The organism is Halolactibacillus halophilus (assembly GCF_900115605.1).
Taxonomy (GTDB): domain Bacteria; phylum Bacillota; class Bacilli; order Bacillales; family Amphibacillaceae; genus Halolactibacillus; species Halolactibacillus halophilus.
The window spans coordinates 40189-66333 of the sequence record NZ_FOXC01000011.1 but is presented as its reverse complement, the minus strand read 5'-3'; the positions used below and the strand labels follow the sequence as shown (position 1 = coordinate 66333).

The following is a 26145-nucleotide window of genomic DNA, read 5'->3' as shown; positions in this document are numbered from 1 at the left end:
TTATATAAGCGATTTGAAAAAATGGCCTTCATGCCCATGATACACACCTTCTCTTTTTTTGTGACGGTCATTGTTAGTGCTTTAATTATACCATGTGGAATATATGTTTGTCACTTCAAAAATATTCAAAACAAACGATTCATCACCCACCTAATGCTGACGCACTTGAGGAAGGTGTCTTCTCGCCTTAATGCGATAAACATGAACCATCTAGTTGCTGTAAACATAGCGTCATTAATTGTTACTCTTTTTATGGAGTGGCAAATGTTACAGTATGCAAAAAACGGCGCTTTAAATGATAAAGAAACAGTCGTTAATTATTTATCTAATAAAGAGCGAAACCATTTAATTAATGCTCATGTAAATGATCAGGTTTCAGTAAAAAATAAATCTTCAGCCACATATAATCAAAATAATAAGAGCTTTCATTTACTCATTTATTCTGGATATTCAAACACACTGTTATTTATATTAATTTTCTTAGGTGTGTTTTCATTTAGAATTTTTGGAATAGAGTATAGAGGACTAATGTTTTTACTGGCGGGTGTACTTCTGCTGATTTATTTAGTCCTGAATGAAAAGAAAATGGAGAAATATAACACCATCGATAAAAAGGGGACATTTATAAAACATAGAGATAACATAACGGCCATATTGGGGTTAGCTATCATTTATATATTACAAGGAATAATTCATATTGGTGAAACTACTTTTAATTTTCTGGGTCTCCTTTTAGCAGTAATACTTTTCATTCCCACTTTTCAAACAAACAAAAAAATCAAAGAACATTTCTACACAGTTAATAGAAAGTAATCCTCTTATTGAACGACACCATTACTTTCATAATCAGCGCTACTTACATTAAATATAAATTTCCATGATTAGTTGTTTCCTTGGACTACGAGTTCGACAAGTTCAGTTTATTAATAGCAGGATTTTTCAATTCGAGAAGATTATTTAAACATACTTATTAAAATTTGAAAGGAGTTAGGCTAATGTATAGTTGGTTAAATATTGGAAGTTTGTTGTTTGGTTTGGTCGCATGGATCTTACCTATTACAATTCTAGTAAAGCCCGATAAATTTAAAAGTAAACATCAAGTTCTAATTTCAGTTGCAAGTATTAGTTCCTGTGTAATCTCGCTATATTTTCAAATGCTATATAATAATTATTTAGTCAGAATAGAAGATTGGTCAGCGCTTATGGACACTTCAAGCCTCGTAGTTCGTCTTTCTTTTTTACTTGCTCTAGGAACCATTGTGCTTAATATAACTACTACAGCTGTATATAACAAGAAATTGAAAGAATTATAACTTCAACCCGTTACGTTAACTAGTAGTTATCAATTGGCTATTTCCAAATACAATTATAAAGGGAAGAGAGATGATAATGATTAAGACTGTTATTTCCACTATAGGTGTGATCACGCTAGCATTGGTATTATTTGGATGTTCGAGTGATAAAGAAATAGAACTGATTGAACAAATTAATACTGAAACTAATAATACTGTTGATGAATTAAAAAATGATATTAGTGAGATTACAAGGCTAAACAAAGAATTACGAGAAGATTTAGAGCAACAATCGAAGGAATTAGATTAACAACAAAAATTAATAAGACTTTTACCTCAATCATGGGCAACTGCTGAACAATTTCTTAATGCCTATATTGAACTTGATTATGACACTATGGCCGAATTATTAACAGATAACTATTCAATTGAACAAGATGGGATAATCTTGACCGATAATTCGACTAAAACCCCCTATCTCGCTTTGCAGAGTCAAAACCTATCATATCTTCTAAATAACTTCGAGTTAAATTCTGATTTTTCAAGTGATAAGATATTAATGAACGTATCATTCTATATTGATACTGAGGATAATTCATCTTCAGGCGGTATTGTATTTATGAATTTAACTCTATAAAAAATCGAAGAATTTTGGAGGATAACCAACATTGATTTATAAATGATTAACCAATTACGGCTTTCTGTCAAACATACTAATATTAGAAGTGTAATATCTACAACGATGTATTTACGCTTAAATTAGTGAGTAAAGATGATGTGGTTAACACCTTAATCCCATTGAGTCTGCATGACAAGTGGTATGTCTACACTAAACTGGATAAAAATTATAAGGACTGCTGCTTAAGTTCTGCAAAAGTATACAGATATCGCTAGATAAAAATGAACACTTGCGAAATGAAACAACATATGGCTATAGTAATGAAGGAACAAAAAGAAGGGAGTAGAGAGGCTTTATGTTTTATTTGTTGCTAGCCATTATTTGTAGTGCATCGATTGCACTGATCTTTAAGTACTCAGAAACACGAGAGACGAACCGTTACGTCATTACAAGTGCCAATTATTTTATTGCTTTTACGACAAGCATTGTCATGATTATGACAAAAGGTTTGATGACCGATTTTTCACTTGATGTTAATTTCCTCAGTGAGTTTAGCACTGTTTCAAACTCAGATAACGCTTTGTTGTCACCATCTTCAAGTATCCTTTGGGCACTGATGATTGGATCTGTTGCAGGCATATTTTTCTTTTTATCATTCATCTATTATCAAAAAAGCGTACGAGAAAATGGCGTAGGATTATCTGGCACGATTGCTAAATTAGGTATATTAATTCCAATGATTTTCTCTATCATTATTTGGCAAGAGTTACCGACAATGATTCAATGGATTGGGATTGTCCTCGCGCTTGTATCTATTCTAATTGTAAACTTGTCACCTGAATCACTTGAGCGCTTTGATTTAAAACCAACATTACTGTTGTTGTTTGTTTTCGGTGGAATTGCGGAGTTTTCAAATAAAATCTATCAAAAGTACGCATTAAATGATTATAAGGATGTCTTTCTATTCGCCGTATTTTTTATCGCGTTTATTATCAGCGCTACCTACGCTTATAAAAAGCAGGGGAAAGTAAGGAAAAGTGATATTCTAACCGGCTTCTTAGTTGGTATTCCCAACCTGTTTTCATCATACTTTTTAATTCTTGCCCTAGATACATTGAAAACATCGGTTGTCTTTCCGATATACAGCGCTGGTAGTATCGTATTGATTACGATTGGTGGATTTGTATTATTCATTGAAACTATTAAGCGGAAAAATAAAGTTGCGATTGCTTTAACCATCATAGCATTAATTTTAATCAACCTATAATCCACACACCTAAGACCTAACATAATTATTTTGTTAGGTTTTTTGTTATAACGTATATTTTTTGTCAGTTATTTGCTATAATAATAAGACAAAAACATCCAATTAAACCTATATTATTAAAAGGTGTGTGCATGCATTTGGAAAACAAACCGATGTTGATTAATTTAAAGGTTACTCTTATTCTTTTCACTTTAAGTGTTTTATCGTTAGGAGCTGCTTCATTCTCGAAATCATTTCATGATTTCTCGTTAGATTATTTGAAATTGCATCCACTCATATTGGTCATCGCTTTATCAGTTTTGACCTTTTTCCTATCAATAGTTTCCATTTTTAAATCTAAGACGAAGAGAGGCGTCATCGTTCATCTAAGCCTTATCGTTGGAAGCTTATCTATTCTCATGTTATCTAGTATCATTTTTTTATTTGGTCATGCGATTGATTCTTTATAAACTGGTACTAGACAACATTTAATTAAAAGAATATTCCCATATTACTTGAAATAAAAAATCACATTATATATACTAATTATTAGAATTAATTCTTTTTTTTGTAAATACAAATAAAGGATGATAAAATGAATATTTTTCGCGTTAAGTATTTCCCGACTTATTTTGCCTCAAGAAGCTTTGCCAACCTAAGTGACAGTATCTATTCCATCGCTATACTCTGGTTGATTCAAACATCAACACTAGATGTGTCAGTAAACGGCTTTGTTTATGCGGCGATTAGTTCAGCAGCTTTATGCAGCATTTTCTTTGGACCGGTTGTTGATCGTTATGCAGCCGCGACACTTGCTGGTTTAGCCTTACTATTTCAAGCAATCATTGTGTTTATGATTCCCTTTATCTTTTCTACTGACCTTTTTGTTGTTGGAGTTATTATTGGTCTTGTCTTTATTGCATCTTTATTTTCTGCATTATACTACCCGGCAAACAACAAATTGTTAACGCAGTTAATAGATGAACCGGACCAACTTCAAGCAGCTAATGCGACGATTGGTTCATCCGATCAAGTCATTAACTTAATCGGCTACTTAACTGGTGGCGCATTAATTGGATGGCTAGGTATTCAAAATGCCTATCTGTTATCAGCTGCTTTATTGTTACTCGCAGGCGTGAGCTTTCTTGGTCTATTAACTAAAAAGACAGCTCAACAGAAAAGAAACTCTCCATCATCTACACCTCAGTCATCGTTAAAAGAACGTTTTAGTTTATATCTAGCTGATATAAAAGCAGGCTTTTCATTCATTAACCAAAGTCGCTATTTAAAAATCATTCTCCCGTCAACAATCATTTCAGGAGCGATTATTGCCCTATTAATTATTATTTTACCGATCATTGGTGAACAGTATGGTTCTGCGGTCTACTACAGTGGTCTTTATGTTGCATTTTTCATTGGATTCTTTATCGGTGCCATTCTATCAAACACTTTAAAAGCGAAGGGCTTCTATGTAGCCATTGCTTGGCTCAGTAACGGTTTAGCTCTCGTGTTATTTGGTTTAGCGTCTAACTGGTGGATGACCGCTTCATCTTTACTCTTATTCGGTGCCTGTTCTGGGGTGATGAACGTGATTCAAATGACGTTAATTCAAATCATGACACCCACCCATCTCATGGGTAGAGTCATGGCCACGTTAAGCACCGTCAACAATATCGCCACACCCCTAGGGAGTTTGATCGGTGGGTTATTACTTTTAACGTTTGATGTTCAATCAATTATTATGACAAGTGCAATTATCTTTATCATATTAAGTGGTTATCTGTTGTCACAGAAACATTTCACTCGGTTTAACACCGATGACGCCAAACAGTTTAACGCAAACTTTGAATCTTGAATTATCAATGAACACATTGATTGGCCTGTAAGTAATTCTGCAATAACAGGGCCGTTGGGAGCTGAATCAGTATGATTAGGCTCACCCTCCTAAATTATAGACTTTTCCGTGAAAAAGGCACTCGAAAAGTCAGTTAAATTAAGTTTACTCCTAATATTGGCTGGTCAAAGGCGGTTACTAAATGATAACTAATAAAAAATATACTAAACCGATTCTACTTATCATTGGTTTAGTATTACTTAACATTTATACATTTGTAAACTCAGAAGAAGAAATGCAAATTACATTATTAATTTTGATCGTTTCGGTACTTATTGGTCTATACAAAGGGATAAACGCTACTGAATTTAGAGAGATATTTAATCTGTTGAAAACAGAAAATATATTCAAAGGACCGATGAGAAAATTCGAGTTATTAGCTTCTTTATTACTGTGTACTAGTGCAAATATTGCTAGCAATAAATTTATCAATATGATGAGTATATCAAACATATTATTTGAAATAGTTGTTCTTTTCGTTTTCACATTTGGTATGTATCGACTGCTATTTTTAAATTTATTCAAAGATTAGTTGTAGTCGTTATTGTAAGTAAAGATAACACGATTTTCTCTGTGTGATAAATATTCACATAACATAGAAGGTAGGGAGGTGATAGCATGCTAAAAAAATCATGGTTCTACGTTTTTTTTGGATTATATCCATTAAGCTTTTTTGAAATGGGTAGGTCTGAAATGAGAAATATTAAACAATTTTTCATATTAACAGTGGTTATTTTCATTTTAATTGGAGTGGGATACTGGTTTAATTTTCTAAACATTAATAAATCCATTTTAGTTATATTGTTTGTAATCGCGCCTTATATTATGGGAAAGCTAAACTATCTAGGCATTTGGAGTAGCCATTAGTATTGTATCTAGTTTACGTTCAATACAGAACATAAAATCCAAAGAAGGTAAAGGGGTAGGTTTCTTGGATGTTAGCATAATACTACTTTATAGCTATTTGATGACAATAGAGTTTTTGACTAGAACAACTGTCAAAGGAGTTTAACGGATGTAATATTTTTTTACAACCGTATACCAAGATATTTACCGCACAGCCCAAACCTATTTATCAGTTTACCAAAACACTTATTTATCCTTAAGATCTCTCGGGAATTATGTAGCTTGACATCGTTTTTCTAAGGACATGGTTCTTACGCCAGAGAACCAACTAAATATATACTGGTTTAGCCGAACGAGACTATCATGGCCGTCGCTCAGTATAACACCTAGTCCCACTCAAGTAATGGTAAATAGCTTTGCACCTAAATCCGTGATAAGTGATTTTTTAAAAATTTTGAAGCGAGATTTCACCATTTGTATGTTGAATGGATGAGATTTTCGTAAGCAGTGTTTACAGGTATAGCAGCAGGTTACCATGGATACATGGCCCAACAAATTGATTTAGCTAGGACGTAAGTGGAAATTTTTTTAGTTACAGAAAATATAGCTTAACAATAAAATCACTATTTGTAGTCACTACAGATTTGAAAGCTAGGAGGGGATAGTAAAATGGGTAGTGTGTTGATAAACTTAGGAATTTTAGTAGCGATAAATATAGTTTTTTCATTGTTCTTATACTATGAAAAAAAGAAAAGAAGAAGTAATGATATTGACAAAAAAACAAACTTTTCTTTCCATTTTGGTGCCCAGTTTTCGCGTTTGCTTTGTTTCCAACGATAATAATAATTGTAATTATTGCTAAAAGTTTTTTTGATTTTATTGTAATATATGCATATTTTATATTATTAATATTTTTATCAAACAAACTATATAACAAATATAAACATGCATGAGAATTAACATCATCTTTTCTTTAGACTCTGTTTTGCGATGATGAATGTCATTTATCCAAATCATGACATCCACCCATCTTATGGGTCGAGTTAAGGCCACATTAAGCACCGTCAACAATATCGCCACACCCCTAGGGAGTTTGATCGGTGGGTTATTACTTTTAACATTTGATGTTCAATCAATTATTATGACAAGTGCGATTATCTTTATCATATTAAGTGGTTATCTGTTGTCACAGAAACATTTTACTTCCTTTAACACCGATGACGCCAAACAGTTTAACGCAAACTTTGAATCTTGAATCAGTAACAAGCGAGTAAATGAAGAATCAGAGAGGAAGATGAATGAATGAAAGAACCAAGTATGTCAAAGCAGAACAAAGACTTAAAGGGTGGTTTATTTACTACTATCATACGGACATTATTTATGATTTTGTTATCGATATTTTTATATTTTGGTTATGTATCGTTTAATGGTCCAGTTAAGACGCTTTTAAGCAATTCATTTGTCTTTATTATCGTGACGGGTTTAGTAATAGGACTGATTCTATTCCTCATTACGAAAATAACTAAACTGTTAGAAACAAAGCGGTTTGGATTTTTGGTCATGTCTTTAGTTAATATTGCGCTTATATTCTTTTTTATCTATCAACTATTTACCCCTTACTTTTACTCATCAGAAATGCTAGAACAAACAGGGGCTGAAGCGATTAGAACCTACTACCAATTATCTGATGATACTTTATCAGAAACTAAGCGTGAAGAACTTGTGACATCAGCCGTTTCAGATAGCCTAGCCACTTCGATGTTGATAACAGAACATTATCCAACAGCCAAACTTAAAGAGATAGATATTCAAACGTTAGAACGTAATTTTTACTTATTCGATCTAACCGTTTCAATTGAAACTGAAGAGAATTCATCAACTAAGAACGAGCTGTATCAATTTGTATTTACAAGTGAGCGAGGTCAATTTAAAATCAATAGTATAATGACTTTAGATAACAACTAAATTAGTAGCACTTTTGAAAAAATCTGACACGAGTAATGCAAATAAGTACATTTAGAAACCTTAATCGCGCAAGTTATGTCTATATCAACCTGATCCGAAAAGTGGCATAACAATAAACAACATAAGCCAGGAGGTTTAAAAGATGAAACAAACAGGAACCCTATACTTTTTCTGCGGGAATATGGGGGCAGGAAAATCAACTAAATCAAAACAAATAGCAATCGATAAACATGCCGTACTGTTATCTGAGGATGAATGGCTTTCCGATCTTTATCCCAATCAAATCAACTCATTCGAAGACTTCTTGACATTTTCGGCACGCATCAAACCCTTGGTGAGAAAGCACGTCCAAAATATATTAAGTGTCGGTACGAATGTCGTGATGGACTTTCCTGCTAACACTAAAAAACAGCGTAAGTGGTTTTTAGATATGGTATTTGATGTTAAGGCCAGTCATCAATTGATTTATCTGAATCTAACGAATGAGCAATGCCTACGTCAATTAACACAAAGGCGTAACGAACAACCTGAAAGAGCAGCTTTTGATACAGAGGCGATGTTTACATATGTAACTAATTTTTTTGAAGAACCAGACGCATTAGAGGGATTAAATATTTTAGAGCTTAACGGAAGAGAGTAAGGCAGCTTAAAAAATCTATATTATTATGAGAAAGATGAAAGGAGGGGTTAGCTTGAATCTCAAATTAACTGGATTTAACGTCTTAACATTAGGCGTGATTGCTTTGATTAGTCCGTTTTATATCCTACTACAAAACTTTTCTTCACTGTTAGAATTATTGTTTTATGGTATCCTTATTGTTTTTTTCACCTTTACCTTTAAACAAGCTAACATGATCGTGAATGAAGCGGACGAGAAACAAGACATAGAGCGTGCCGTTTCTGCGAAAATCTGTGTATGGGCAGCTGCCATATTCCTTATGTTTACCTTTTTGTCTAACTGGATTTTTTAGCATGCGGCATGCTAAAATGATCGATTCATCAAGATGACAGTCTGGTCACATGACTCGTTAACATTTATTTTTAAATCAAGAGCCCAGACCCAAGCAATAGGTCCGGGCTTTTAGCTTCCACTTACTTACTCATTTTTAACCTCATAATGTAATTCGACGAACTGGTTAAAGTTTCTAACTCCCTTTAATTTAAGATCAACCGGTGCCTTTTGCTTTTTAAACAGAGGAATACCCTCGCCCAATAACGTCGGGGCAACAATCATAATGATCTCATCTATAAGTGCCGCTTGTAAAAAGGATTGAACTAAGTCACCACCACCGACAAGCCAAATGTTTTTACCGTCTATATTTTTTAGATAATGCAGGAACGACTCTATGTCCTTATTCACAAAGCTAACGTCGTCCGTATCTTTAACTGCGGACCTGGTAAAGACAAACGTCGCATTTCCCTTATAAGGAAACACCTCTAAATCTTGGCGCATCACCCAATCGTACGTTTTCTTTCCCATCAATACGGTATCGATTGTGTCATAAAACTCGGAAAAACCATTATCACCTTCACCCTCAACACGCATAAGCCAGTCGAGTGATTCCTCTTCGGTGGCAATATAACCATCCAGACTGGACGCGATAAATAACACAACCTTACGTTTGACTGACATATTAACACCCCTTATCTAAAGTTAAAAACCAGTAGGAGTAACTCAACGAGATATCCCTACTGGTTTTTAATGACTTATAATTTCTTCACAATCGAAGACTTTAAATAAATACTACCGAATTTATCCACTTTCCCGTCAATATCATGACCATTGTGTGGCTCATCTAAGATTCGGATTCCTTTCGCTTTTGTGCCACGTTTAATTGTATCTTTACCTAACTTTACATCGGTAATAAGCGTAACATCATCTCCGGTTGAAAGGACATTACCGACAGCATCTTTAATTTCTGCTTCTTTTAGAGACTCCTCGGTCCAGACGTGACCACATTCTGGACAATTATAAGCCACACCATCATCATAACCATATTCACTACCACAACTTGGACATTCGTGCATAAATACCCCACCTATCTATTATTATAACGTCATTATACATGTATTCAGGCGATTGGACAATGTGCCATCATGAACGAATGACTTGCATGACTTTCAAGCACGTCGTATAGTAGAGAGAAAAGAAACAAAAGGAGAGAGACACCATGGAAAAACACGTTGACGATGAGGTTCTAATTCAAATCATCAAAACCCAACACAGCATTCTTAATTTACTTAATCATACGTTAAATGATACCGTTATACACCAGAAATCACTGCCGAAACATGAACAAAACACAGATCTCATAAACTTAGCCGAACAAACTCGCCGCGTCATCGCGAAAAAGCCAAAATTAAAAGCGGCTTACAAAAAGTTAACAGATGACTCACGCTTTAACTTTGATGGCTACTTAGAATAGATGAAAGTAGGGGATGCGCGTGATACAGTCGATTACCTCCATTCAGTCGTTATCACAAGAAAGAATTGATAACATGCATCAGCTCCAACAACAAAGCTACTTAGTCGAACAACAATTACTTGGTATCGACCCATTTCCACCATTGTTAGAAACAAAACAGGGCTTAGCTGCATCGGATGAAGCATGCCTCATCCGATGTGACGTAGAAAACATACTCGGTTTTTTACAATATGTTGTAACAGATAACCAACTAGTGATTAATAAATTAGTCGTCCGTCCAGATTATTTTAGACAAGGCATCGGGCGCGACTTACTTCAATCCTTAATTAAACAAAAAAGGGACTCGTCGATTCTAGTCGAAACAGCACAAAAGAATACCCCAGCAATTAATCTCTATGAAAAGCTTGGCTTTAGACAAACCACACAATTTTATGTAGAAGAAGGCATTGAGATTGTACGACTCGAACGAACATAAAGACAAACAGATAAATTAAAGGGAGAATACATAGACATGCAGGTACTTTTAGATTTATTTATAACCTTTGCGAAAATTGGCGCGATCACTTTTGGTGGTGGCTATGCGATGTTACCAATTTTACAGCGCGAAGTGGTTGAAAAGAAACAGTGGGTGACAAATGAAGATGTAATGGATTACTACGCAATTGGACAAACGACTCCCGGTATTATTGCCATCAATACGGCAACATTTATTGGCCAGAAAACAAAAGGCACCTTTGGTGGTATTGCGGCAACACTCGGCGTTGTCTTTCCGTCGCTGATTATCATTAGTATCATCGCTTATTTCTTAAATGCGGTCAGCGATTCTGCGCTGTTGAGTTCAGCTTTTAGCGGGATCAGAGTGAGTGTGTATATTTTGATTTTACAAGCTGTATTAAAATTATGGAAAAAGGCCGTGATTGATAGAGTAGGCCTGATCATCTTTACGATTGTCTTCTTACTAGCGGTGATCACGTCTTATTCACCCGTCTATTTTGTCGTCTTTGCCGGTGTTCTTGGTGTGATTAGTTTCCGCTTCTTAAATAAGGCGGTGAAATAATGTTATTGACCTTATACATTGAATTTTTTAAAACCGGCCTCTTTGCGGTAGGTGGGGGGCTTGCGACGTTACCGTTTTTGTATGACTTATCTGACCGCTACGGTTGGTTTAGTTATGAACAGCTCGCTGATATGATTGCGGTCTCTGAATCAACACCTGGCGCGATTGGCGTTAATATGGCAACCTATGCAGGCTTTTCTACCGCCGGTTTACCAGGTGCAATTATGGCAACGTTCGGTCTTGTAAGTCCATCTATCATTATTATTATTATTTTAGCCCATATACTTGAGCGCTTTAAGCAATCTACACTCATTCAAGGCGCATTTTACGGCTTAAGACCCGCTTCAACCGCCCTCATTGCGGCTGCTGGTTTTAATTTTATGTTTCATGACCTGATCAATACATCCGTTTATAACGGGCTACAATCACTTCATGCTGTTATCAACATTAAAGCATTGATTTTTAGTGTGGTGTTATATGTTATCATGCAGCACCGTTTATTTAAACATTTACACCCGGTCGTCTTTATCGCCTTTAGTGCCATCATCGGCATTCTATTTTCATTCTAATATGATCGAAAAGCGCCCTTATTTTTTAACCAAAATAAGGGCGCTTTTCTTTCCGAATTTTTTGGGTCAACCTGTGTGAAAAATCATTCCAAAGTCACTTTTTAACATTCCTTTTTTAGGGAACAGTATACTATACTAAATTTTTAAATAGAAAGGATAACCTTGATGATGAAGCGGTTGTTTTTTATATTACTCGCAAGTCTATTCATGTTGTTTGCTTGTAATGCCGATAATACAACAGATGGTGATGCAGAGGGAATGGAAGACCCACCAGTAGAAACCCCAGAAGATGGTGATGCACCAGATGACGATACAGATGATGACTCAATGGATAGTGACACAACTGCGTTGCCAGATTTACCCGTAACAAAAACAGAAACGATGATGATTGAAGGCATGGAAGAGGAGATGATACTTAATCTCCTTCAGGGGGAAGAGGCTGATTTTTCTGTCTACATTCCTGATGACATGCAAGGAGCCTTTAACGATGGTGACTTAGATGTCTACACGAACTTTGATGGTACTTTAAATGAAGATGCTAGGTTGTTTATTTACGAAGAAATAGAAGCAGATGTGCTAGCTACACTTGAAAGTAAAGGCTTTACAACAGACGCGGCAGAGACGATGGCTTTTGACTTTACCGATACCGAACAAACGCTTGTAAAAGAGGGGTTCAGTGGTCGGATTGGTAGCTTTACACATGAAGGCGATGAGTATACCATTGGTTATTACTACCCATCAGCGTTTGGTGATGGGTTTAGTGCTCGCTTACCACTCATAGTGGATTCACTTGTGTGGCATGATTCATGATTTAAGGTAAACATTATAAAAAGAGGGGATGCTTTTATAAGCAAAACCTCTTTTTTTCTTGTCAATCATTGTAATCAACATCAATGTCAATTATAATGATAAAAAGGGATATTTTAGTATTAAATACTAAAACTAATACTTGTTTTCTTTAAAGATGGGCCTAGTTAAACGTGAATGGATTGTAATTTAAACTTAAAGAGATTGAAAGCATGTTTCATCTATGACGACATCAACAATCGACAACGCATACTTAAACCAGTCTTCAAATGAAACAGCCACCTATTTAACCCCTGCTGAAATTGGTGAAATTCAAGAAGAAAATGTACTTGCTATAAAAAAAGAAGTTGAAACAGACTCGCACATAGATTGGTCATTGATCATCAACTAAAAAAACTAAAAAAATAAATGTCTTGCTTAACAACTAGCTAGAACAAGGATGAGATGTTATCTATTACATATTAAAGAGTGACAAGAATAATAAAGAATGACAAACGATAGGTGGAATGATGATGTTTATAAATGAAACAATTAAAGTAGCCACAAAAGGTAGACGTTTAGAATTGGTCATTTTCACTTCCAGTTTAATTATCCAGTTTTATCTTGCAAATACGCAACTACATTATGGGTCATCGCTCACATCGATTGCCTTCATGTTGTTATCTTCCATATTATTCCGATATATCATTGCTAATGAGCGTTTTTTTCATAATGATCAACCGAAGTTAACTTATGAAAATGTGGTTGACTATGTATTCAGTAAAAATATCTGTACCGTTGTCTTCGTTTTTACTGTCTTTATGTTTGTCATTCAAATGACACGTTACCTTCATAACGCCAGTTTCAACTTTCAAAACTATGACCACATCTTAGTTTATTGTTTAATGGTGTTAGGGGCAGAAAATCTGCTTTATGGTATATACCAAACCCCAGTACCTATCTATAATCGTGAAGGTAAGGAAGAAAAGCTGACAGATCATAAAATTGATTGGAAGAATATCAAAATACAATGGCCTTCGTTTGTTATGCTTGGTCTTTATTGCGTGACTTTTCTCGCCTTTGACTTTGTTCCTCATCTATTGACCGCGATGATGTATTATATTATAAGTGTGTTCATCTTTATCAATTCTCTAAGATCTGTTCAAGTGTAGAAGTAGCTTAGGAACCTTTAAAGATTTAAGTAATCATCTTCACATTTACGACGAGATGCAGAAAGGATTTAATTTATGAACAAACTCACAAGTAAGGCCTGGTTTTACTTCGTCTCAGGTTACATGATCTTATTCTCTAGAAAGATTTTCATACCAGAAAGCCACCCTTGGTATCATGACTACCCGGTTTTAATTTTAATCATTAACATCAGCACGATGATTTTATCAATCCCTCTATTTTATCTATCCTTTAAGATAACAAAAGAGACAATTATAACGACTTTACTCCCTTACAAGGTTAGAAGGGGACTATATTTTTTCATTCTCTTTCTTTGTTTCAGTCTTATGGTTAACCTGATTCTAAGCTTTTTTTAAAAGCTAACAAGACAAGCTGTTTCCTTTTAAAGTAGATAAGCGATAAATACCGATACATTATCACTTACTAAAAACGTTCCTCCCATTTAGGAGAAACGTTTTTTTAGCATCGACTTATTTTAGTGTGAGAAGAAAGAGCCCTTTACACTTTCGTACAATCATATCCAACTTATTCATTCTCTTGTTTCTTTTTATATTGATCAATCAGACCATAAATCACAACACCTAACGCACTTGAGATAAACATAAGCCTATTACTCATTAACATATCTCCGAATATAATCAAAACGACCTGCGCTAAACCATAAAACAGTTGCGCATAAAGTAAACGCCGAATAGAAGCCGGCTCACCAAGGTCAGTAACACTTGCCTTGTCTTTATCTATTAGAATATAGATGAAATAGACGAGTAAACTAGCGTAATGAACGAGAGCAAGTGGTTCAGTGGCTAATGAATTAATGTTGAGACTGATTGGTGTGAATAGACTGATGACGATAGTCATAGCTGTAACGATCAAGGCCAGATAACTATTTCTCTGACCATTGTTATTTAAGTACGCGTTAACCACCAACATCAAAATAACAAGCAGTAAATAGACACCATTCTCTGTCGTATAAATCAAGTAGCCCGTAAGGCCAATCACGCTCAAGAGGTCAATCGCCGTCAAAGATTTTCCAGTAATTTGATTAATCGCTCGCATCAGTAGAATCATCAGAAAAATTAGCCCTAAACTAATCTGAAAGGAGAAAAAAAGTTGTAGCACGATATAAATCCCTACCGCCACAAAAGCAGCATACTCACGCCGACAATCAATTTCTCTGACTAATGCCCAGGAGAGAAACAGACTTCCAGCTAACATAGCACTTTCTGCTAGGTCTGTCGTCACTATGTACCACAAGATACCAGAGATAACTGCTAAACCTAAAATGATTTGATTCGTTCGATAAGTGAGACTCACTTTTCTTCCTAAGGTAAACATTACAGAACCATTCCTTTCGTTTATCTTTTATGTTTATGAACCATTTTGACATAGAAGAATAAAAGCGACACATTTAGCTTGCTTCGCCGCTTATAGTTTTATCTTTAAACTTAATGATCGTTAGTCACGTTCAACAAGCATAGAAATCCCAATACCACCACCAACACATAGAGCGGCAATACCGGTCTTTGCATCACGTTTAGTTAATTCATGCAGCAAGGTCACTAAAATACGGGCACCACTAGCCCCAATTGGATGACCTAAAGCAATGGCCCCACCGTTGACGTTCACGCGCTCAGGATCAATCCCTAAGTCTCTAACAACTGGAATACTTTGCGCGGCGAACGCTTCGTTTAATTCAAATAAATCCACCGTTTTTAAATCAATATTGGCTTTATCCGCTAACTTTTTCGTTGAATAATACGGGGTATAGCCCATGAATTGTGGATCCATTCCAATTTCCGCATCTGCTTTAATTTCAGCTAAGTAAGGAATGCCCAAATCTTTTGCTTTTTGTTTACTCATTAAGACCAAGCTTGCGGCACCGTCATTAATACCAGAGGCATTACCAGCTGTCACGGTTCCGTTTTCTTTAAACGGAGTTTTTAGTTTTGTTAAATCGTCATGTGTGACATTTGGACGCGGGTACTCATCTTGAGTGACGTGCATCACATCACCTACATCATTTTTGACAGGAACAGGAACAATTTCATCATCAAAGCGGCCGCTTGTTTGTGCTTGTTTTGTTTTCAGCTGTGAACGAAGGGCAAACGCATCTTGTTCTTCACGGGAAACTTGATATTTCTCGGCAACATTTTCAGCGGTCATGCCCATATGAACCGAGCTGAAAGCATCGATTAAACCATCCTGAATCATCACATCAACCGGCTTTTTGCCTTCGGTTGTTTTATCCCAGCGATACTGATGAATCAGGTGAGGTGCCATACTCATATTTTCCGTTCCACCGACAACGACAACGTCCGCTTCACCAAGTTGGATTTGTTGTTTACCTAAAATAACTGATTTTAAGCCAGACCCACACACTTCGTTAATTGTCATCGCGGGGACTTCGTAAGGCATACCTGAATCAATCGCAATTTGACGGGCAACGTTTTGTCCAGTTCCTGCCTGTAAGACGTTACCAAAAATCACGGTATCAACGTCTTGAGGTGTTATATTTGCGCGAGTTAACGCTGCTTTCACAGCAGTCGTACCCAGTGTACGTGCTGATGTATCTTTAAAGCTGCCACCGAACTTACCAATTGGGGTTCTAACGGCACTGACAATGACGACGTCATTCATCAATCATCACTTCCTTATTAATAAATTAGTCATACTAAATGACAAACGAAAGAATAATTTGCTATAGTAGGACTACATTAGTATAACAAATTGTGAAATTAATCTACATGATTTTGATCAAAAAATGTTATAGTAGGTGTTGGGGATTGGTGTTAAACAAGACACCACAAGATAAACACAACGAATAGAGAAGAAAAGAAGGTGTGAAACATATGAATATTGGGATTGATAAAATTGGTTTCTTTGCTCCACATCTCTATGTGGAAACAGAGGACTTAGCGATTAAACGCGGGGTAGAACCAGAAAAGTTCACGATTGGGATTGGCCAAGAAAAAATGGCCGTCGCACCAGCCTCTCAAGATGCGGTGACACTGGCAGCAAATGCAGCCGCATCAATCTTAACTGAGGAAGATAAACAAGCGATTGATTATGTTATTTTCGCGACAGAAACAGGTGTCGATCACTCAAAAGCGGCCTCAACATACATTCATGACTTATTAGGGTTACCACCATACACACGCGCAGTAGAAATGAAACAAGCTTGCTATAGCGCAACGGCAGGTCTTCAAGCTGCACGAGGACATATTGCACTAAACCCAGACAGTAAGGTACTTGTTGTTGCGAGTGACATTTCTCGTTACGGCTTAAACACCGCTGGAGAAATCACCCAAGGTGCCGGAGCTGTTGCCTTTGTTGTCGCAAAAGATCCGAAAATCCTTTCAATCGAACCAACGAGTGTTTATAAAACTGAAGAAGCAATGGACTTTTGGCGTCCGCTATATTCTGAGACCGCGTTTGTCCAAGGAAAATTCTCCGTCGATCAATATATTAACTTTTTCTTAGATTTATTAGATCGTTATAACGAGAAAACAAACCGCTCATTAAAAGACTTTGATGCGTTACTGTTCCACTTACCGTACACGAAAATGGGCTTAAAAGCACTAAGAAAGTCGGTTGAAGCGGCAGACACAGAAGACCAAGAGCGGTTACTCAGTGGTTTTGATATTAGTAAATATTACAACGCGATTGTCGGAAATATTTACACCGGCTCATTGTACTTATCACTTGTGTCACTATTAGAAAATAGTCAAACACTAAAAGCGGGTGACCGGATTGGTCTCTTTAGCTACGGGTCAGGTTCAGTCGGGGAGTTCTTTACTGGTGTCTTAGTACCTGGTTATGAGAAGCACTTAAATACCGATTATCATACAGCGATGTTAAAAAAACGAACGGCTCTTTCTGTTGAAGAATATGAACAAATATTTGAAGAAAAGCTCCCAGTCGGTGAGAAAGATTATACAGTTGATACAACGAAAGACCCCGCACCTTTTGTCTTTACGGGTGTGACCGAACACATGCGTCAATATAAACGTCAAGCATAATAGTTAAAGTCCAGAGGTGAGTCCTCTGGACTTTTGTCTTTCTTGTTTTGAAAAATCGGATGAATAGACATTTTATGTTATAAAAGGAAGGAGACTCATGTATAATAGAGGTAACATCATGCGTACTTACATAAAAAATAAGAGAGAAACGTTGAAACAACGCTTGGTTATTGAAGGACTAAATGATGAAAATGAGGTGAAACAAATGCAATCAAAAACGAAACAAGCAATCGTTATCGTGATCACAATTATCTTAAGTTACATCGTGTCAACCGTCATTAAAGTGGCATTAAACTTTGATTACACGCCAATTCGTGATGGTCTTGATATTAAGCTTTTGTTTGATTTTGGTTTGTACGTTCTTGTTTTTAGCGTGATTTATTACTTAACGTCTCGGCTACTATCTAAGTTGTCACTGAAATAAGAGAATATTAATCTACACATATGTTGATTCATACGACTAGCTTTATTAAGACTGAGTGAACAACTTATGATACCGTGCTGGCAATTTCGAGGTGTTACTTTTCTGGTGCTTCTATGCTTATATATTTCAAGTAAGGTACCCATCCTAGGGATAAAGATCGTCTATCACTAGTGAGGAAGGAAGTAGAACTCGAACAAATTTCCAATCTACTTTAAGGAAAGAAGCGAGTTCGGTAAAGTCATCTTAATCCCGTAACAACCATAAAGCGCACAACTACTCATTGACTGAGTGGCGGTGCGCTTTTGTTCGTTATGGACGTTGCTTCGTTAATGAGACCGATCGAATGATGTCTAGCTCTTTAGCTTCCAACTTTTCAATCGTTGACTTATTCATGTCTTCTTTAATCAGGTAAATCGTATATGACCCATGTAAAGATGAAAAGGGGGCTAATAACTCTGAGTCAATGTAAGCAAAGTCAATCGCATGTTCATGGATAACTGGTTCATAGTTAACGATCGCATATCGCTCTTTAAAATGATGGTTCGTCGCCGTAAAGTCAACATCGATAATCACATGTTCATCCGTAACTTCGACGTCATAGTCACTCTTTTTTAATGGGTCTTGAATTACATAAAAAAAGCCAGTAGCAAAAGCAAGTTAAAGAGTACAGCTATAAACGTCCTTTTTCTCCAAGGTTGCTCTTTCTTCATGACTGACTCCGATATTCTTCAAGTAACGCTTCCGCTTGTGTTAAGTTCATTGGTTGCGATCGTCTTAACTTACGACTAATCACATCAATCTCAACCCCAACCGCGCCAGCTGTCATCGCCAGAGATTTTGCTTGGAGCGCCATATGTCCACGCTGTATCCCGTCTGTCACAAGCGCACGTAGGGCAGAGAAGTTTTGCGCGAGACCAACTGCCGAGACGATACCCGCTAATGTCTTCGCATCAGGGTCATTTAAAATATGTTGGGTGAACTGTGCCCCTGGATGAATCGAAATCGAGCCGCCAACGGTCCCAATCGCAAGTGGAATCGTAAGGATTCCTACGAGATAGCCGTGTTCATCAACATAGTACTTGGATAACGACCGGTATTGACCCGACTGACTCGCATAGGCATGGATCCCGGCCGATGTTGCCCGGGTATCGTTACCCGTCGCAAGCACCGCAGCTTCAACCCCGTTCATAATACCTTTGTTGTGGGTGACAGCCCGGTAAGGGTCGACACTTGCAATTTGTGAGGCTTCCACAATCCGGTCACGTACTTCGGTGCCTTCTAATCCGCTACGTGACAAGAGGGAGGGGTCTAACCGAAACGAAGCGGTCACAAGGGCTTCAGTCGCATAGTTTGATAAAATCCCCATTAAAGCAGTTCCACCGGTAATAACCTCAAGCATATCTTTAATCGCTTCCACCATCGTATTAACGATATTTGCGCCCATTGCTTCTTTTGTATCGACATATAAATGCACCACAAAAAATTCTGGTGTATGTTCTTCTGGATTACTTTCAATGATTCGTACCTCAATATCTTTCACACCACCACCACGCTTCACAATCGAAGGATGAGCGGCATGAGCACGCTCTACTAAATCATCATAATGTTCTAAGACTTTTTCTTTCATAGCTTCCGGGTCTTCGACATTCTTTAAAATAACCTGACCGATCATCCAACGCTTTTCTTGTGTTGTCGTAAATCCACCACCCGCACGCACCGTTTTTGCCCCAAAACTTGCGGCCGCGATAACGGACGGTTCTTCTGTTGCCATCGGTACTAAATAGTCTTTGCCGTTAATTAAAAAGTTCATCCCTAATCCTAACGGTAATTGATAGGTACCAACGACGTTTTCGACCATATGGTCACTCACACCCTCAGAAAGAGAGAAAGACTGTTTAAAGTTGCTGATATGCTCATGTTCAATAAATCCAGCACTCATTAAGCTCTCAATACGTTCATTAATCGATTTTTTATAAAATTTATCTAAAGGGGACGTCATATTATTACCTCCATTATGTAAGTTGTTAAATTTATAATCCAACTGGATTATAACATAATTATTCCACGATTATCGATGATCTTTTCGGTACTGTGACGGTGTCACATCATACACCTTACGAAATGTTTCAGTATAGTAGCTCGGGGAATTAAAACCTACACTATGAGCAACTTCTGTAATAGATCTATCACTTGTCAGCAACAGATCAAGACTCTTAGATAGTCGGTAATGCTGCAGGTATTGAATGGGTGAGCTGTGACATTCTTCTCGAAAGATGTCACAGCTATGGCTTCTTGAAATAGCTGCACTTTTTGCGATCAGATCAAGGTTTAGTTTATCTTGATAATTCAAGTGGATGTAAGTCAGCATCATTTTTAATTGATTGATGGCTTTATTCGGTCTATCTGACGCTGCTTGAAGCGGTTCAACTAAGTCAATAAGGATAGACCACATTGATAACACGATCCGCATCATATCAAGTTCGACGGTCACAGATGTTTTATCTTTTAAACGATAAGCCCGCATAATGAGTTGCAGCAGTTGTGATTCTTTAACTTGTCCTGGCCTTAGATGAACATAATCAGGCGCAAATTCATTTGTTACTTGTTCAATGACGTCATATGTAAAAGGGAAGGAGGGACGTACTAATTCAGGATCAAAGATCATCTTCACATATGAGCAACTTGAATCTTCAGTAGACAATGCGACATGCAGTCGTCCAGCATTGATAAATAAACCCTCACCTTTATTTAAGTGACACACAGCACCGTTTATATAGATAGACATCGTGCCATCCAATATGTAGATAAATTCAACTTCTTGATGAAAATAACACGGTTGAAATAAATCTTTAACGATTGACATGTCACGAGATGATAACTGAAGGGGAAGGTGATAAAAGGTATAATTTATCTGTTCAAATCCATCAGCATTGATTGTTGATTTCAAGTTTTTTTGTTGCGTCATAAAGAACCTCCAAATACGATTGTTATATAATTTATCGTAATAACACATTGAAAAAAATAATATATGTACAATATTGATAATATCATAATATTCATGACTCAACACACTCAAATTAAATAATTGTTGATTCATCCGTTATGAGTTGTTTTATGTGTTGTTTGATGTGTATAATAGAGGTATAAAGCATACATTAATGCATATAATATCAGAAAGGAATGATGGAAAGTGGGTGCATTTGTTATGTCAAAAGAACACCATCCGATTTTAAATACCAATACACTTGATTTCTTAAAGCAGAATGTATTAACCGTTACAGATCTTACTAGAAGTAATAAATTATCAGAAATACTTGACCGATTTTCTACTGGAGTATCAGAAGAAGTATTTGTCATTCAAAATGGAAAGAAAAAAAATGCTCAAGCAGTTATGTTAGATATGGATTATTTCGAGCAACTTTTACAATTTAAAGAAATTATTGAGGCTTCTCTTGATCAAGTTGCTATGGAAGAAGCTTATGGTCGTATAGGAAAGCCAGTAAATCAATCATTATCTGATGTCTTTGATGAAGAAGATATAAATGTTACTGAATTAATAAAACTATTAGAGGAAGACTAAATTGAAAACGCTCGAAGATTTAACCGCAATAACATTGGAAAAATATAATGTAGATTTAAAATTTATCGAAGATGTAAAACAGGACATTAAGGCTATAAATAAAGGGCATAGACAGAAGGTTTTACTAGAAATATTAAGTAGAGCTAAACAAGGACCGTTATTTAAAACAGATGGCGTTGCAGAATCCTTACACGGTGATTTACATGGTTTTGCTAAAATAAAATCGAAATCACTTAATGTTAGAATAATCTATCGTCCCGTCGAAGGAAATCCAATTAAAATGGAGGTTATTGCAATCGGTCCAAGAGATAAAGAAAAAGCTTATCGAATGGCTTCTGAGCGCTTACAGAAGTTTCTACAACATATGGAATAATTAAAGTCTAAAAGCAATTATTAGCTGATTAGAGTTTAAAAAAATGTTACATCATTTATTACAAAGGTCTCAATTCCTAATAGGTGGATTTGAGATCTTTTTAAATTTGACAGATTATTAGATGAACGTAATACAATTTTATTATTCGAAGACCCGAAGTACGGACGATTCCTTTGTTATTTAACAATCTTATCAAAAACAATTTGACATAGATCTTTTTTTTACGTTATATTGAATATATTACATATAAATTACAATTTGATAAATAAATTATAGGGAGGATAACTTATGAAATATCGAATAAAAAAATTTATCACTCTGTTATTAATCTTTATCACATTTTTGATGTTTTTTGAATATCCGATAGTTTTTGCGAGAGATTCACACGAGACATCGAATAAGCCGAGAGAGTTGCATCGATTGGAAGATGGCTCATATTTAAGAAGCTTTTCTCAGGAACTAAAAGATAAGTCTAATGATGAATTACAAGGAATGATAGCACAAAGTCAAATAGAATCAAGTAGAGTTATCGGTAATATAGCAGCACTTAAAGCAGCATGGTTAGCAGCAGCTGAGATTGCTCGTCGTAACGGCTATCCATTATCTGCTACATTAGTTGAACATTCTGTATGGAATAAAAGTTATTCTGAAACAAATGGACCTTTCGCAAAAGCCATAAGGCGAACAAATAAATATAATCAAATGAAGAAGAATAGAAAAGGAACCATCGCTTTTCAGAAAAGTGATAGTAGCGATCTTTTTTATTCACTTCATAAGGTAAGCTATTCTTCTGCATCAAGTAGTCAAGGGATGAGAATATGGATTCGTGACGTTTATGATTTTGAAGCAGATACAAGTTATAAAAATATATTCACATCGGTTGTTAATAATTGGGCGTATTTGAGTCAAATTATGTGGATGTTACATCCAGTCGATGTTCATTTAGGTATCGATGTGTAGACTATGAAAAAAATAATCATTATATCCGTCGCTACTTTATGTATGATTGGTCTTATATTCTTATCTCCTAAAGCCATACAAAAAAATATTGACCTTAATGACCTAACTGAAATAAAAGACAATATTAAAGGATATGACATTGAATTCAAGAGTGAACGAGGATTTGGCAATGACCGATGGGATGTCTATTCATTTTCTTTAGAGGAACCTCTTGAATATTCTCATTGGGAAAAAATCGATAAATCCTATTATTCAATAAGATCCTATTTCTATGATAACTCATCAGATGATAAATGGGATATGATTATTCAAAATATATATAAACTTGAAAAGGATACAAATACGCGTTATAGTTACGTTGATTTAGATGGAACAAAAAAATTATATTTATACAACCCAGAAAAAAATAAAGGATATTGTGTGATAATAACCATATAATAGCGTGCTATTAATATCTGGAATCTGGTACAAATATCGAATAAGTGAAAATTGGATTTGATTTTCTGCTAAGAAAATGGTTATATAATATTTGGTGTTGGTGAAGGGATTTTGAAGAGGGAAGAGGTTGCTCACTTTAAATACTCACTAGCACCTATTTTTCTGTCTGAATTTATAAAGCAAGCGCGTTTTTTGGTAAAATTAAAGGTTTCGACAACATATGTGAATACTGCCAATGATATTTACCAAGCTTGACAAGTTTATTGCCAGTGATTGCCAACAATTGTACCACTGTTTGCCAAGCTATTTACCATTACTTGAGTGAGGCTAGGCTTTATATCGAGCGGCGAGCATGGTAGTCTTGTTCAGCAGAGCCAGCTTGTAGTCAGCTGTTTCTCTAGCCGCAGCAGATCAAGATGCAAAGACACGTTAGTTTCCTAAAGGTATCTAGGTAGATAAAAACATTCACTAGTAGTACATTTCATAAGCAGTACTTAACAGAAATAGAATGTGCTTGTTAAAAAATTCAGTGAGATTATGTATAAGCAGGTCCGTAAACGCAAAAGGAGATATATTCAAATCAAAACGTTACTTAAAATATTCGCAAACAATCTAGTTAACATAATATATATTATAGGAAGTTGAACTAAAAGAACCATCTCACATCTCATAAGTAAAGTATACTCAAGATAGTGAGACGAAATTGAAATTTTTAAGTTTTTTAGACCCACAGCAAAATCCGTTAGTTTCATGAACTTTTAACTAAATCATATACGCGTATTGATCAGTCTTGTTTAATAAATACAAACGTGTCAGCTGATGAATGTTCTTTGCTGAAGCTAAAGTTTAAGCGATCAAATGCTTTAATCTTTTCAACATCCGTTATCTGATTCTCAGCTAAAAATCTAACCATTTCACCACGCGACATCTTTACTAATGTGCCTTTTTCTTTAACTTTATCATCTTTTAATTCACCAAATACACACGTAATAATTCGCGCTGATTCGTTATATTTCGTAATTGTTTGACTGTATTCTTTAGAAGCTAAATTAATAATGGTATCCGTCTCACTAAATAACTGTTTTGCTAATTGATCTGACCAAAAATGATACACAGATTTATAGGTATCGTCATGCAGTTTCGCTTGCATTTCAAGCCGATATGGCGTCACACCATCAAATGGTCTTAAGATGCCATAAAAACCCGAAAGAATCCTCAAATGCTCTTGTAAGTAATCAAATTGTTGCTGTTCAAACACATCTGGCCCCATATGTTGATATTGAATGCCTTCATACGATAAAATTGCCGGTGTTAAATTTGATGCTAGATCCATATGTTGAATACGTTCATAATTTTCTGTCGATATTTTGTCACTAGCTTTCCAAATCTTTTTTAACTTTTCATAACTAAGTGTTTGTAAATACGTTAACAGCTCTTTTGTTTGATCTAAAAACTGTGGGTATTGTTCATGTGTAAAGGCATCGGTATCTACTTTCATTTTCTTTGCTGGTGAGATAATTATTCGCATACTGCTCCCCTTCCCTGTTTAATTCTTTTTTATTATAAACCACTCAATTCAACACAGCTCTAAAACGTTTTGGAATCATTCAATTCAGCATAGCTCTAAAACTAATGTCACTCGCTAAATTAAAATCATTAAGTTTTGGAATCATTCAATTCAACATAGCTCTAAAACCTCGTAGTAATAAAAATTAAGGCTTCGTAATCGCGCTATTCACCCATGGCAAAGCTTCAGAATTAATGATTTGTGGCTGAATATGTAATTTTCGAGGTTCGTTTTTTACAATTATAACACAATCTTTTAACATAAATAAAATCAATATGCAAAAAGCCTTTCCTGCACGTTACAGTGTCGGAAAGGCTTTTTGTCTTAGTTATAATCAGTAATTTTTATTCATTTACGCACACCGACTCTTCGATACTCTGTCCCTCTACTCTCGTCTTCAGCCTTACGATATACACGGTGACTATTGAGGCGATTAAGACAAGCATCACTTTCACTGGAAAGAGTGGAATGAAAAAAAGTGTCACAATAATGGACGGCCAAAGAAGCACAAGTGCTAATATTTTCGTCTTTAACGGAATGCTGCGGTATTTGATATAGTCGTGAATGTACTTACCGAAGACTTTATGATGAAGGAGCCAGTGATACAGTCGCTCTGAACTTCTTAAATAGAAATAAGCCGTGAGCAGTAAAAATGGCGTCGTCGGTAAGACCGGGAGAAAGATCCCAATCGTCCCTAAAGCCAGTGAAAAAGATCCGATGATGATATAACTAACCTTTAATAGTTTATGGCGTGTCATGAAAAAAACCCCTTCAGTATTTAACCTTATCTCATCATATAACGAAAACATGAAAAAAGTAAACCATGAATGACTTCATTGGTTCACCTTTTTCATGTTTAGATAGGTTAAAAACAAGATGGGATATACAACTAA

Annotated in this window: 32 protein-coding genes; 23 read left to right on the top strand and 9 right to left on the bottom strand. The window is 35.8% G+C overall.

Annotated elements, in window-relative coordinates:
* From BM098_RS05780 to BM098_RS05735, 10 genes are all read left to right on the top strand, one after another.
* Positions 1-813: hypothetical protein (locus BM098_RS05780; protein WP_234987429.1), on the top strand; the 813-nt coding region annotated here is incomplete at its 5' end.
* Between the two features lie 182 nt (positions 814-995).
* Entirely contained in the window at positions 996-1313 is a 318-nt protein-coding gene (locus BM098_RS05775) for a hypothetical protein (RefSeq protein ID WP_089831351.1), read from the top strand.
* Between the two features lie 106 nt (positions 1314-1419).
* Positions 1420-1602: a hypothetical protein gene (locus tag BM098_RS05770; protein ID WP_234987428.1), complete on the top strand. Its 183-nt coding sequence runs from the start codon at positions 1420-1422 to the stop codon at positions 1600-1602.
* A 664-nt stretch (positions 1603-2266) separates the two neighbouring features.
* A complete protein-coding gene (locus BM098_RS05765) occupies positions 2267-3178 on the top strand; it encodes an SMR family transporter (protein WP_089831348.1) in 912 nt (303 codons plus the stop codon).
* 574 nt (positions 3179-3752) lie between these two features.
* On the top strand, positions 3753-5012 hold the full coding sequence (locus BM098_RS05760) for an MFS transporter (protein WP_089831346.1): 1260 nt from the start codon (positions 3753-3755) through the stop codon (positions 5010-5012).
* A 181-nt stretch (positions 5013-5193) separates the two neighbouring features.
* Positions 5194-5583: a hypothetical protein gene (locus BM098_RS05755; protein WP_089831344.1), complete on the top strand. Its 390-nt coding sequence runs from the start codon at positions 5194-5196 to the stop codon at positions 5581-5583.
* Between the two features lie 1347 nt (positions 5584-6930).
* Entirely contained in the window at positions 6931-7152 is a 222-nt protein-coding gene (locus BM098_RS13685) for a hypothetical protein (RefSeq protein ID WP_234987427.1), read from the top strand.
* 47 nt (positions 7153-7199) lie between these two features.
* A complete protein-coding gene (locus BM098_RS05745; RefSeq protein WP_089831340.1) occupies positions 7200-7862 on the top strand; it encodes a hypothetical protein in 663 nt (220 codons plus the stop codon).
* Between the two features lie 142 nt (positions 7863-8004).
* A complete protein-coding gene (locus BM098_RS05740) occupies positions 8005-8502 on the top strand; it encodes a P-loop nucleotide/nucleoside kinase family protein (protein WP_089831338.1) in 498 nt (165 codons plus the stop codon).
* 52 nt (positions 8503-8554) lie between these two features.
* A complete protein-coding gene (locus BM098_RS05735) occupies positions 8555-8833 on the top strand; it encodes a hypothetical protein (RefSeq protein ID WP_089831336.1) in 279 nt (92 codons plus the stop codon).
* Between the two features lie 125 nt (positions 8834-8958).
* Here BM098_RS05735 and BM098_RS05730 read toward each other — a convergent pair whose 3' ends face one another.
* Positions 8959-9495, bottom strand: a complete 537-nt coding sequence (locus BM098_RS05730) for a dihydrofolate reductase family protein (RefSeq protein WP_089831334.1) — start codon at positions 9493-9495, stop codon at positions 8959-8961.
* Positions 9496-9569: 74 nt separating this feature from the next.
* On the bottom strand, positions 9570-9890 hold the full coding sequence (locus tag BM098_RS05725) for a zinc ribbon domain-containing protein YjdM (RefSeq protein ID WP_089831332.1): 321 nt from the start codon (positions 9888-9890) through the stop codon (positions 9570-9572).
* A 143-nt stretch (positions 9891-10033) separates the two neighbouring features.
* Here BM098_RS05725 and BM098_RS05720 point away from each other — a divergent pair, with 143 nt between their 5' ends.
* The 7 genes from BM098_RS05720 to BM098_RS05695 all read left to right on the top strand — a co-directional run bounded on the left by BM098_RS05720 (position 10034) and on the right by BM098_RS05695 (position 13872).
* On the top strand, positions 10034-10288 hold the full coding sequence (locus tag BM098_RS05720; protein WP_089831330.1) for a hypothetical protein: 255 nt from the start codon (positions 10034-10036) through the stop codon (positions 10286-10288).
* Positions 10289-10301: 13 nt separating this feature from the next.
* Positions 10302-10763, top strand: a complete 462-nt coding sequence (locus BM098_RS05715) for a GNAT family N-acetyltransferase (protein WP_089831328.1) — start codon at positions 10302-10304, stop codon at positions 10761-10763.
* Between the two features lie 36 nt (positions 10764-10799).
* Positions 10800-11345, top strand: coding sequence for a chromate transporter (locus tag BM098_RS05710; protein ID WP_089831326.1), 546 nt, complete (start codon positions 10800-10802; stop codon positions 11343-11345).
* On the top strand, positions 11345-11914 hold the full coding sequence (locus BM098_RS05705; protein WP_234987426.1) for a chromate transporter: 570 nt from the start codon (positions 11345-11347) through the stop codon (positions 11912-11914). Before BM098_RS05710 ends, BM098_RS05705 begins: the two co-directional genes overlap by 1 nt.
* Positions 11915-12082: 168 nt before the next feature.
* A complete protein-coding gene (locus tag BM098_RS05700; RefSeq protein ID WP_234987425.1) occupies positions 12083-12724 on the top strand; it encodes a hypothetical protein in 642 nt (213 codons plus the stop codon).
* Positions 12725-12944: 220 nt separating this feature from the next.
* Complete coding sequence (locus BM098_RS13420) at positions 12945-13112, top strand: hypothetical protein (protein WP_159430123.1); 168 nt, start codon at positions 12945-12947, stop codon at positions 13110-13112.
* 121 nt (positions 13113-13233) lie between these two features.
* Positions 13234-13872 carry a hypothetical protein gene (locus BM098_RS05695; RefSeq protein WP_089831320.1) on the top strand — a complete coding sequence of 213 codons (639 nt, stop codon included), beginning with the start codon at positions 13234-13236 and terminating at the stop codon, positions 13870-13872.
* A 544-nt stretch (positions 13873-14416) separates the two neighbouring features.
* Here the strand turns inward: BM098_RS05695 and BM098_RS05690 are convergent.
* Positions 14417-15226, bottom strand: a complete 810-nt coding sequence (locus tag BM098_RS05690; protein ID WP_089831318.1) for a hypothetical protein — start codon at positions 15224-15226, stop codon at positions 14417-14419.
* Between the two features lie 120 nt (positions 15227-15346).
* Complete coding sequence (locus tag BM098_RS05685) at positions 15347-16528, bottom strand: acetyl-CoA C-acetyltransferase (protein ID WP_089831316.1); 1182 nt, start codon at positions 16526-16528, stop codon at positions 15347-15349.
* Positions 16529-16740: 212 nt separating this feature from the next.
* On the opposite strand from BM098_RS05685, the gene BM098_RS05680 reads away from it, so the two are divergent.
* Positions 16741-17910: a hydroxymethylglutaryl-CoA synthase gene (locus tag BM098_RS05680; RefSeq protein WP_089831313.1), complete on the top strand. Its 1170-nt coding sequence runs from the start codon at positions 16741-16743 to the stop codon at positions 17908-17910.
* Positions 17911-18028: 118 nt separating this feature from the next.
* Positions 18029-18334, top strand: a complete 306-nt coding sequence (locus tag BM098_RS05675) for a hypothetical protein (protein ID WP_143423378.1) — start codon at positions 18029-18031, stop codon at positions 18332-18334.
* Positions 18335-18643: 309 nt separating this feature from the next.
* Here the strand turns inward: BM098_RS05675 and BM098_RS05670 are convergent, their stop codons facing one another.
* The 3 genes from BM098_RS05670 to BM098_RS05660 all read right to left on the bottom strand — a co-directional run bounded on the left by BM098_RS05670 (position 18644) and on the right by BM098_RS05660 (position 21299).
* Positions 18644-18907, bottom strand: coding sequence for a hypothetical protein (locus BM098_RS05670; RefSeq protein ID WP_089831310.1), 264 nt, complete (start codon positions 18905-18907; stop codon positions 18644-18646).
* Between the two features lie 133 nt (positions 18908-19040).
* A complete protein-coding gene (locus tag BM098_RS05665; protein ID WP_089831307.1) occupies positions 19041-20375 on the bottom strand; it encodes a hydroxymethylglutaryl-CoA reductase, degradative in 1335 nt (444 codons plus the stop codon).
* Positions 20376-20402: 27 nt separating this feature from the next.
* Complete coding sequence (locus BM098_RS05660; protein WP_159430122.1) at positions 20403-21299, bottom strand: AraC family transcriptional regulator; 897 nt, start codon at positions 21297-21299, stop codon at positions 20403-20405.
* A 240-nt stretch (positions 21300-21539) separates the two neighbouring features.
* Between BM098_RS05660 and BM098_RS05655 the strand changes: the two genes are divergently transcribed.
* The 4 genes from BM098_RS05655 to BM098_RS05640 all read left to right on the top strand — a co-directional run bounded on the left by BM098_RS05655 (position 21540) and on the right by BM098_RS05640 (position 23685).
* Positions 21540-21914 (top strand): hypothetical protein, encoded by a 375-nt coding sequence (locus BM098_RS05655; protein WP_234987423.1) that lies wholly within the window; start codon positions 21540-21542, stop codon positions 21912-21914.
* Between the two features lies 1 nt (position 21915).
* Positions 21916-22287, top strand: coding sequence for a hypothetical protein (locus BM098_RS05650; RefSeq protein ID WP_089831301.1), 372 nt, complete (start codon positions 21916-21918; stop codon positions 22285-22287).
* 288 nt (positions 22288-22575) lie between these two features.
* Positions 22576-23247 (top strand): hypothetical protein, encoded by a 672-nt coding sequence (locus BM098_RS05645; protein WP_089831299.1) that lies wholly within the window; start codon positions 22576-22578, stop codon positions 23245-23247.
* A 3-nt stretch (positions 23248-23250) separates the two neighbouring features.
* Positions 23251-23685 carry a hypothetical protein gene (locus tag BM098_RS05640; protein WP_089831297.1) on the top strand — a complete coding sequence of 145 codons (435 nt, stop codon included), beginning with the start codon at positions 23251-23253 and terminating at the stop codon, positions 23683-23685.
* A 784-nt stretch (positions 23686-24469) separates the two neighbouring features.
* On the opposite strand, the gene yaaA is transcribed toward BM098_RS05640, so the two are convergent.
* On the bottom strand, positions 24470-25213 hold the full coding sequence (yaaA, locus tag BM098_RS05635; RefSeq protein ID WP_089831295.1) for a peroxide stress protein YaaA: 744 nt from the start codon (positions 25211-25213) through the stop codon (positions 24470-24472).
* Between the two features lie 383 nt (positions 25214-25596).
* Positions 25597-26010: a YbaN family protein gene (locus BM098_RS05630; protein ID WP_089831293.1), complete on the bottom strand. Its 414-nt coding sequence runs from the start codon at positions 26008-26010 to the stop codon at positions 25597-25599.
* Between the last annotated feature and the right edge of the window lie 135 nt (positions 26011-26145).

What these genes read in the sequence shown, in the direction of transcription:
- BM098_RS05775 (WP_089831351.1), top strand. Translation starts at nt 996, where the DNA reads ATGTATAGTTGGTTAAATATTGGAAGTTTGTTGTTTGGTTTGGTCGCA.
- BM098_RS05765 (WP_089831348.1), top strand. Translation starts at nt 2,267, where the DNA reads ATGTTTTATTTGTTGCTAGCCATTATTTGTAGTGCATCGATTGCACTG.
- BM098_RS05760 (WP_089831346.1), top strand. Translation starts at nt 3,753, where the DNA reads ATGAATATTTTTCGCGTTAAGTATTTCCCGACTTATTTTGCCTCAAGA.
- BM098_RS05755 (WP_089831344.1), top strand. Translation starts at nt 5,194, where the DNA reads ATGATAACTAATAAAAAATATACTAAACCGATTCTACTTATCATTGGT.
- BM098_RS13685 (WP_234987427.1), top strand. Translation starts at nt 6,931, where the DNA reads ATGGGTCGAGTTAAGGCCACATTAAGCACCGTCAACAATATCGCCACA.
- BM098_RS05745 (WP_089831340.1), top strand. Translation starts at nt 7,200, where the DNA reads ATGAAAGAACCAAGTATGTCAAAGCAGAACAAAGACTTAAAGGGTGGT.
- BM098_RS05740 (WP_089831338.1), top strand. Translation starts at nt 8,005, where the DNA reads ATGAAACAAACAGGAACCCTATACTTTTTCTGCGGGAATATGGGGGCA.
- BM098_RS05730 (WP_089831334.1), bottom strand. Translation starts at nt 9,495, where the DNA reads ATGTCAGTCAAACGTAAGGTTGTGTTATTTATCGCGTCCAGTCTGGAT.
- BM098_RS05725 (WP_089831332.1), bottom strand. Translation starts at nt 9,890, where the DNA reads ATGCACGAATGTCCAAGTTGTGGTAGTGAATATGGTTATGATGATGGT.
- BM098_RS05720 (WP_089831330.1), top strand. Translation starts at nt 10,034, where the DNA reads ATGGAAAAACACGTTGACGATGAGGTTCTAATTCAAATCATCAAAACC.
- BM098_RS05715 (WP_089831328.1), top strand. Translation starts at nt 10,302, where the DNA reads ATGCGCGTGATACAGTCGATTACCTCCATTCAGTCGTTATCACAAGAA.
- BM098_RS05710 (WP_089831326.1), top strand. Translation starts at nt 10,800, where the DNA reads ATGCAGGTACTTTTAGATTTATTTATAACCTTTGCGAAAATTGGCGCG.
- BM098_RS05705 (WP_234987426.1), top strand. Translation starts at nt 11,345, where the DNA reads ATGTTATTGACCTTATACATTGAATTTTTTAAAACCGGCCTCTTTGCG.
- BM098_RS05700 (WP_234987425.1), top strand. Translation starts at nt 12,083, where the DNA reads ATGAAGCGGTTGTTTTTTATATTACTCGCAAGTCTATTCATGTTGTTT.
- BM098_RS13420 (WP_159430123.1), top strand. Translation starts at nt 12,945, where the DNA reads ATGACGACATCAACAATCGACAACGCATACTTAAACCAGTCTTCAAAT.
- BM098_RS05695 (WP_089831320.1), top strand. Translation starts at nt 13,234, where the DNA reads ATGTTTATAAATGAAACAATTAAAGTAGCCACAAAAGGTAGACGTTTA.
- BM098_RS05690 (WP_089831318.1), bottom strand. Translation starts at nt 15,226, where the DNA reads ATGTTTACCTTAGGAAGAAAAGTGAGTCTCACTTATCGAACGAATCAA.
- BM098_RS05685 (WP_089831316.1), bottom strand. Translation starts at nt 16,528, where the DNA reads ATGAATGACGTCGTCATTGTCAGTGCCGTTAGAACCCCAATTGGTAAG.
- BM098_RS05680 (WP_089831313.1), top strand. Translation starts at nt 16,741, where the DNA reads ATGAATATTGGGATTGATAAAATTGGTTTCTTTGCTCCACATCTCTAT.
- BM098_RS05675 (WP_143423378.1), top strand. Translation starts at nt 18,029, where the DNA reads ATGCGTACTTACATAAAAAATAAGAGAGAAACGTTGAAACAACGCTTG.
- BM098_RS05660 (WP_159430122.1), bottom strand. Translation starts at nt 21,299, where the DNA reads ATGACGCAACAAAAAAACTTGAAATCAACAATCAATGCTGATGGATTT.
- BM098_RS05655 (WP_234987423.1), top strand. Translation starts at nt 21,540, where the DNA reads ATGTCAAAAGAACACCATCCGATTTTAAATACCAATACACTTGATTTC.
- BM098_RS05645 (WP_089831299.1), top strand. Translation starts at nt 22,576, where the DNA reads ATGAAATATCGAATAAAAAAATTTATCACTCTGTTATTAATCTTTATC.
- BM098_RS05640 (WP_089831297.1), top strand. Translation starts at nt 23,251, where the DNA reads ATGAAAAAAATAATCATTATATCCGTCGCTACTTTATGTATGATTGGT.
- yaaA (WP_089831295.1), bottom strand. Translation starts at nt 25,213, where the DNA reads ATGCGAATAATTATCTCACCAGCAAAGAAAATGAAAGTAGATACCGAT.
- BM098_RS05630 (WP_089831293.1), bottom strand. Translation starts at nt 26,010, where the DNA reads ATGACACGCCATAAACTATTAAAGGTTAGTTATATCATCATCGGATCT.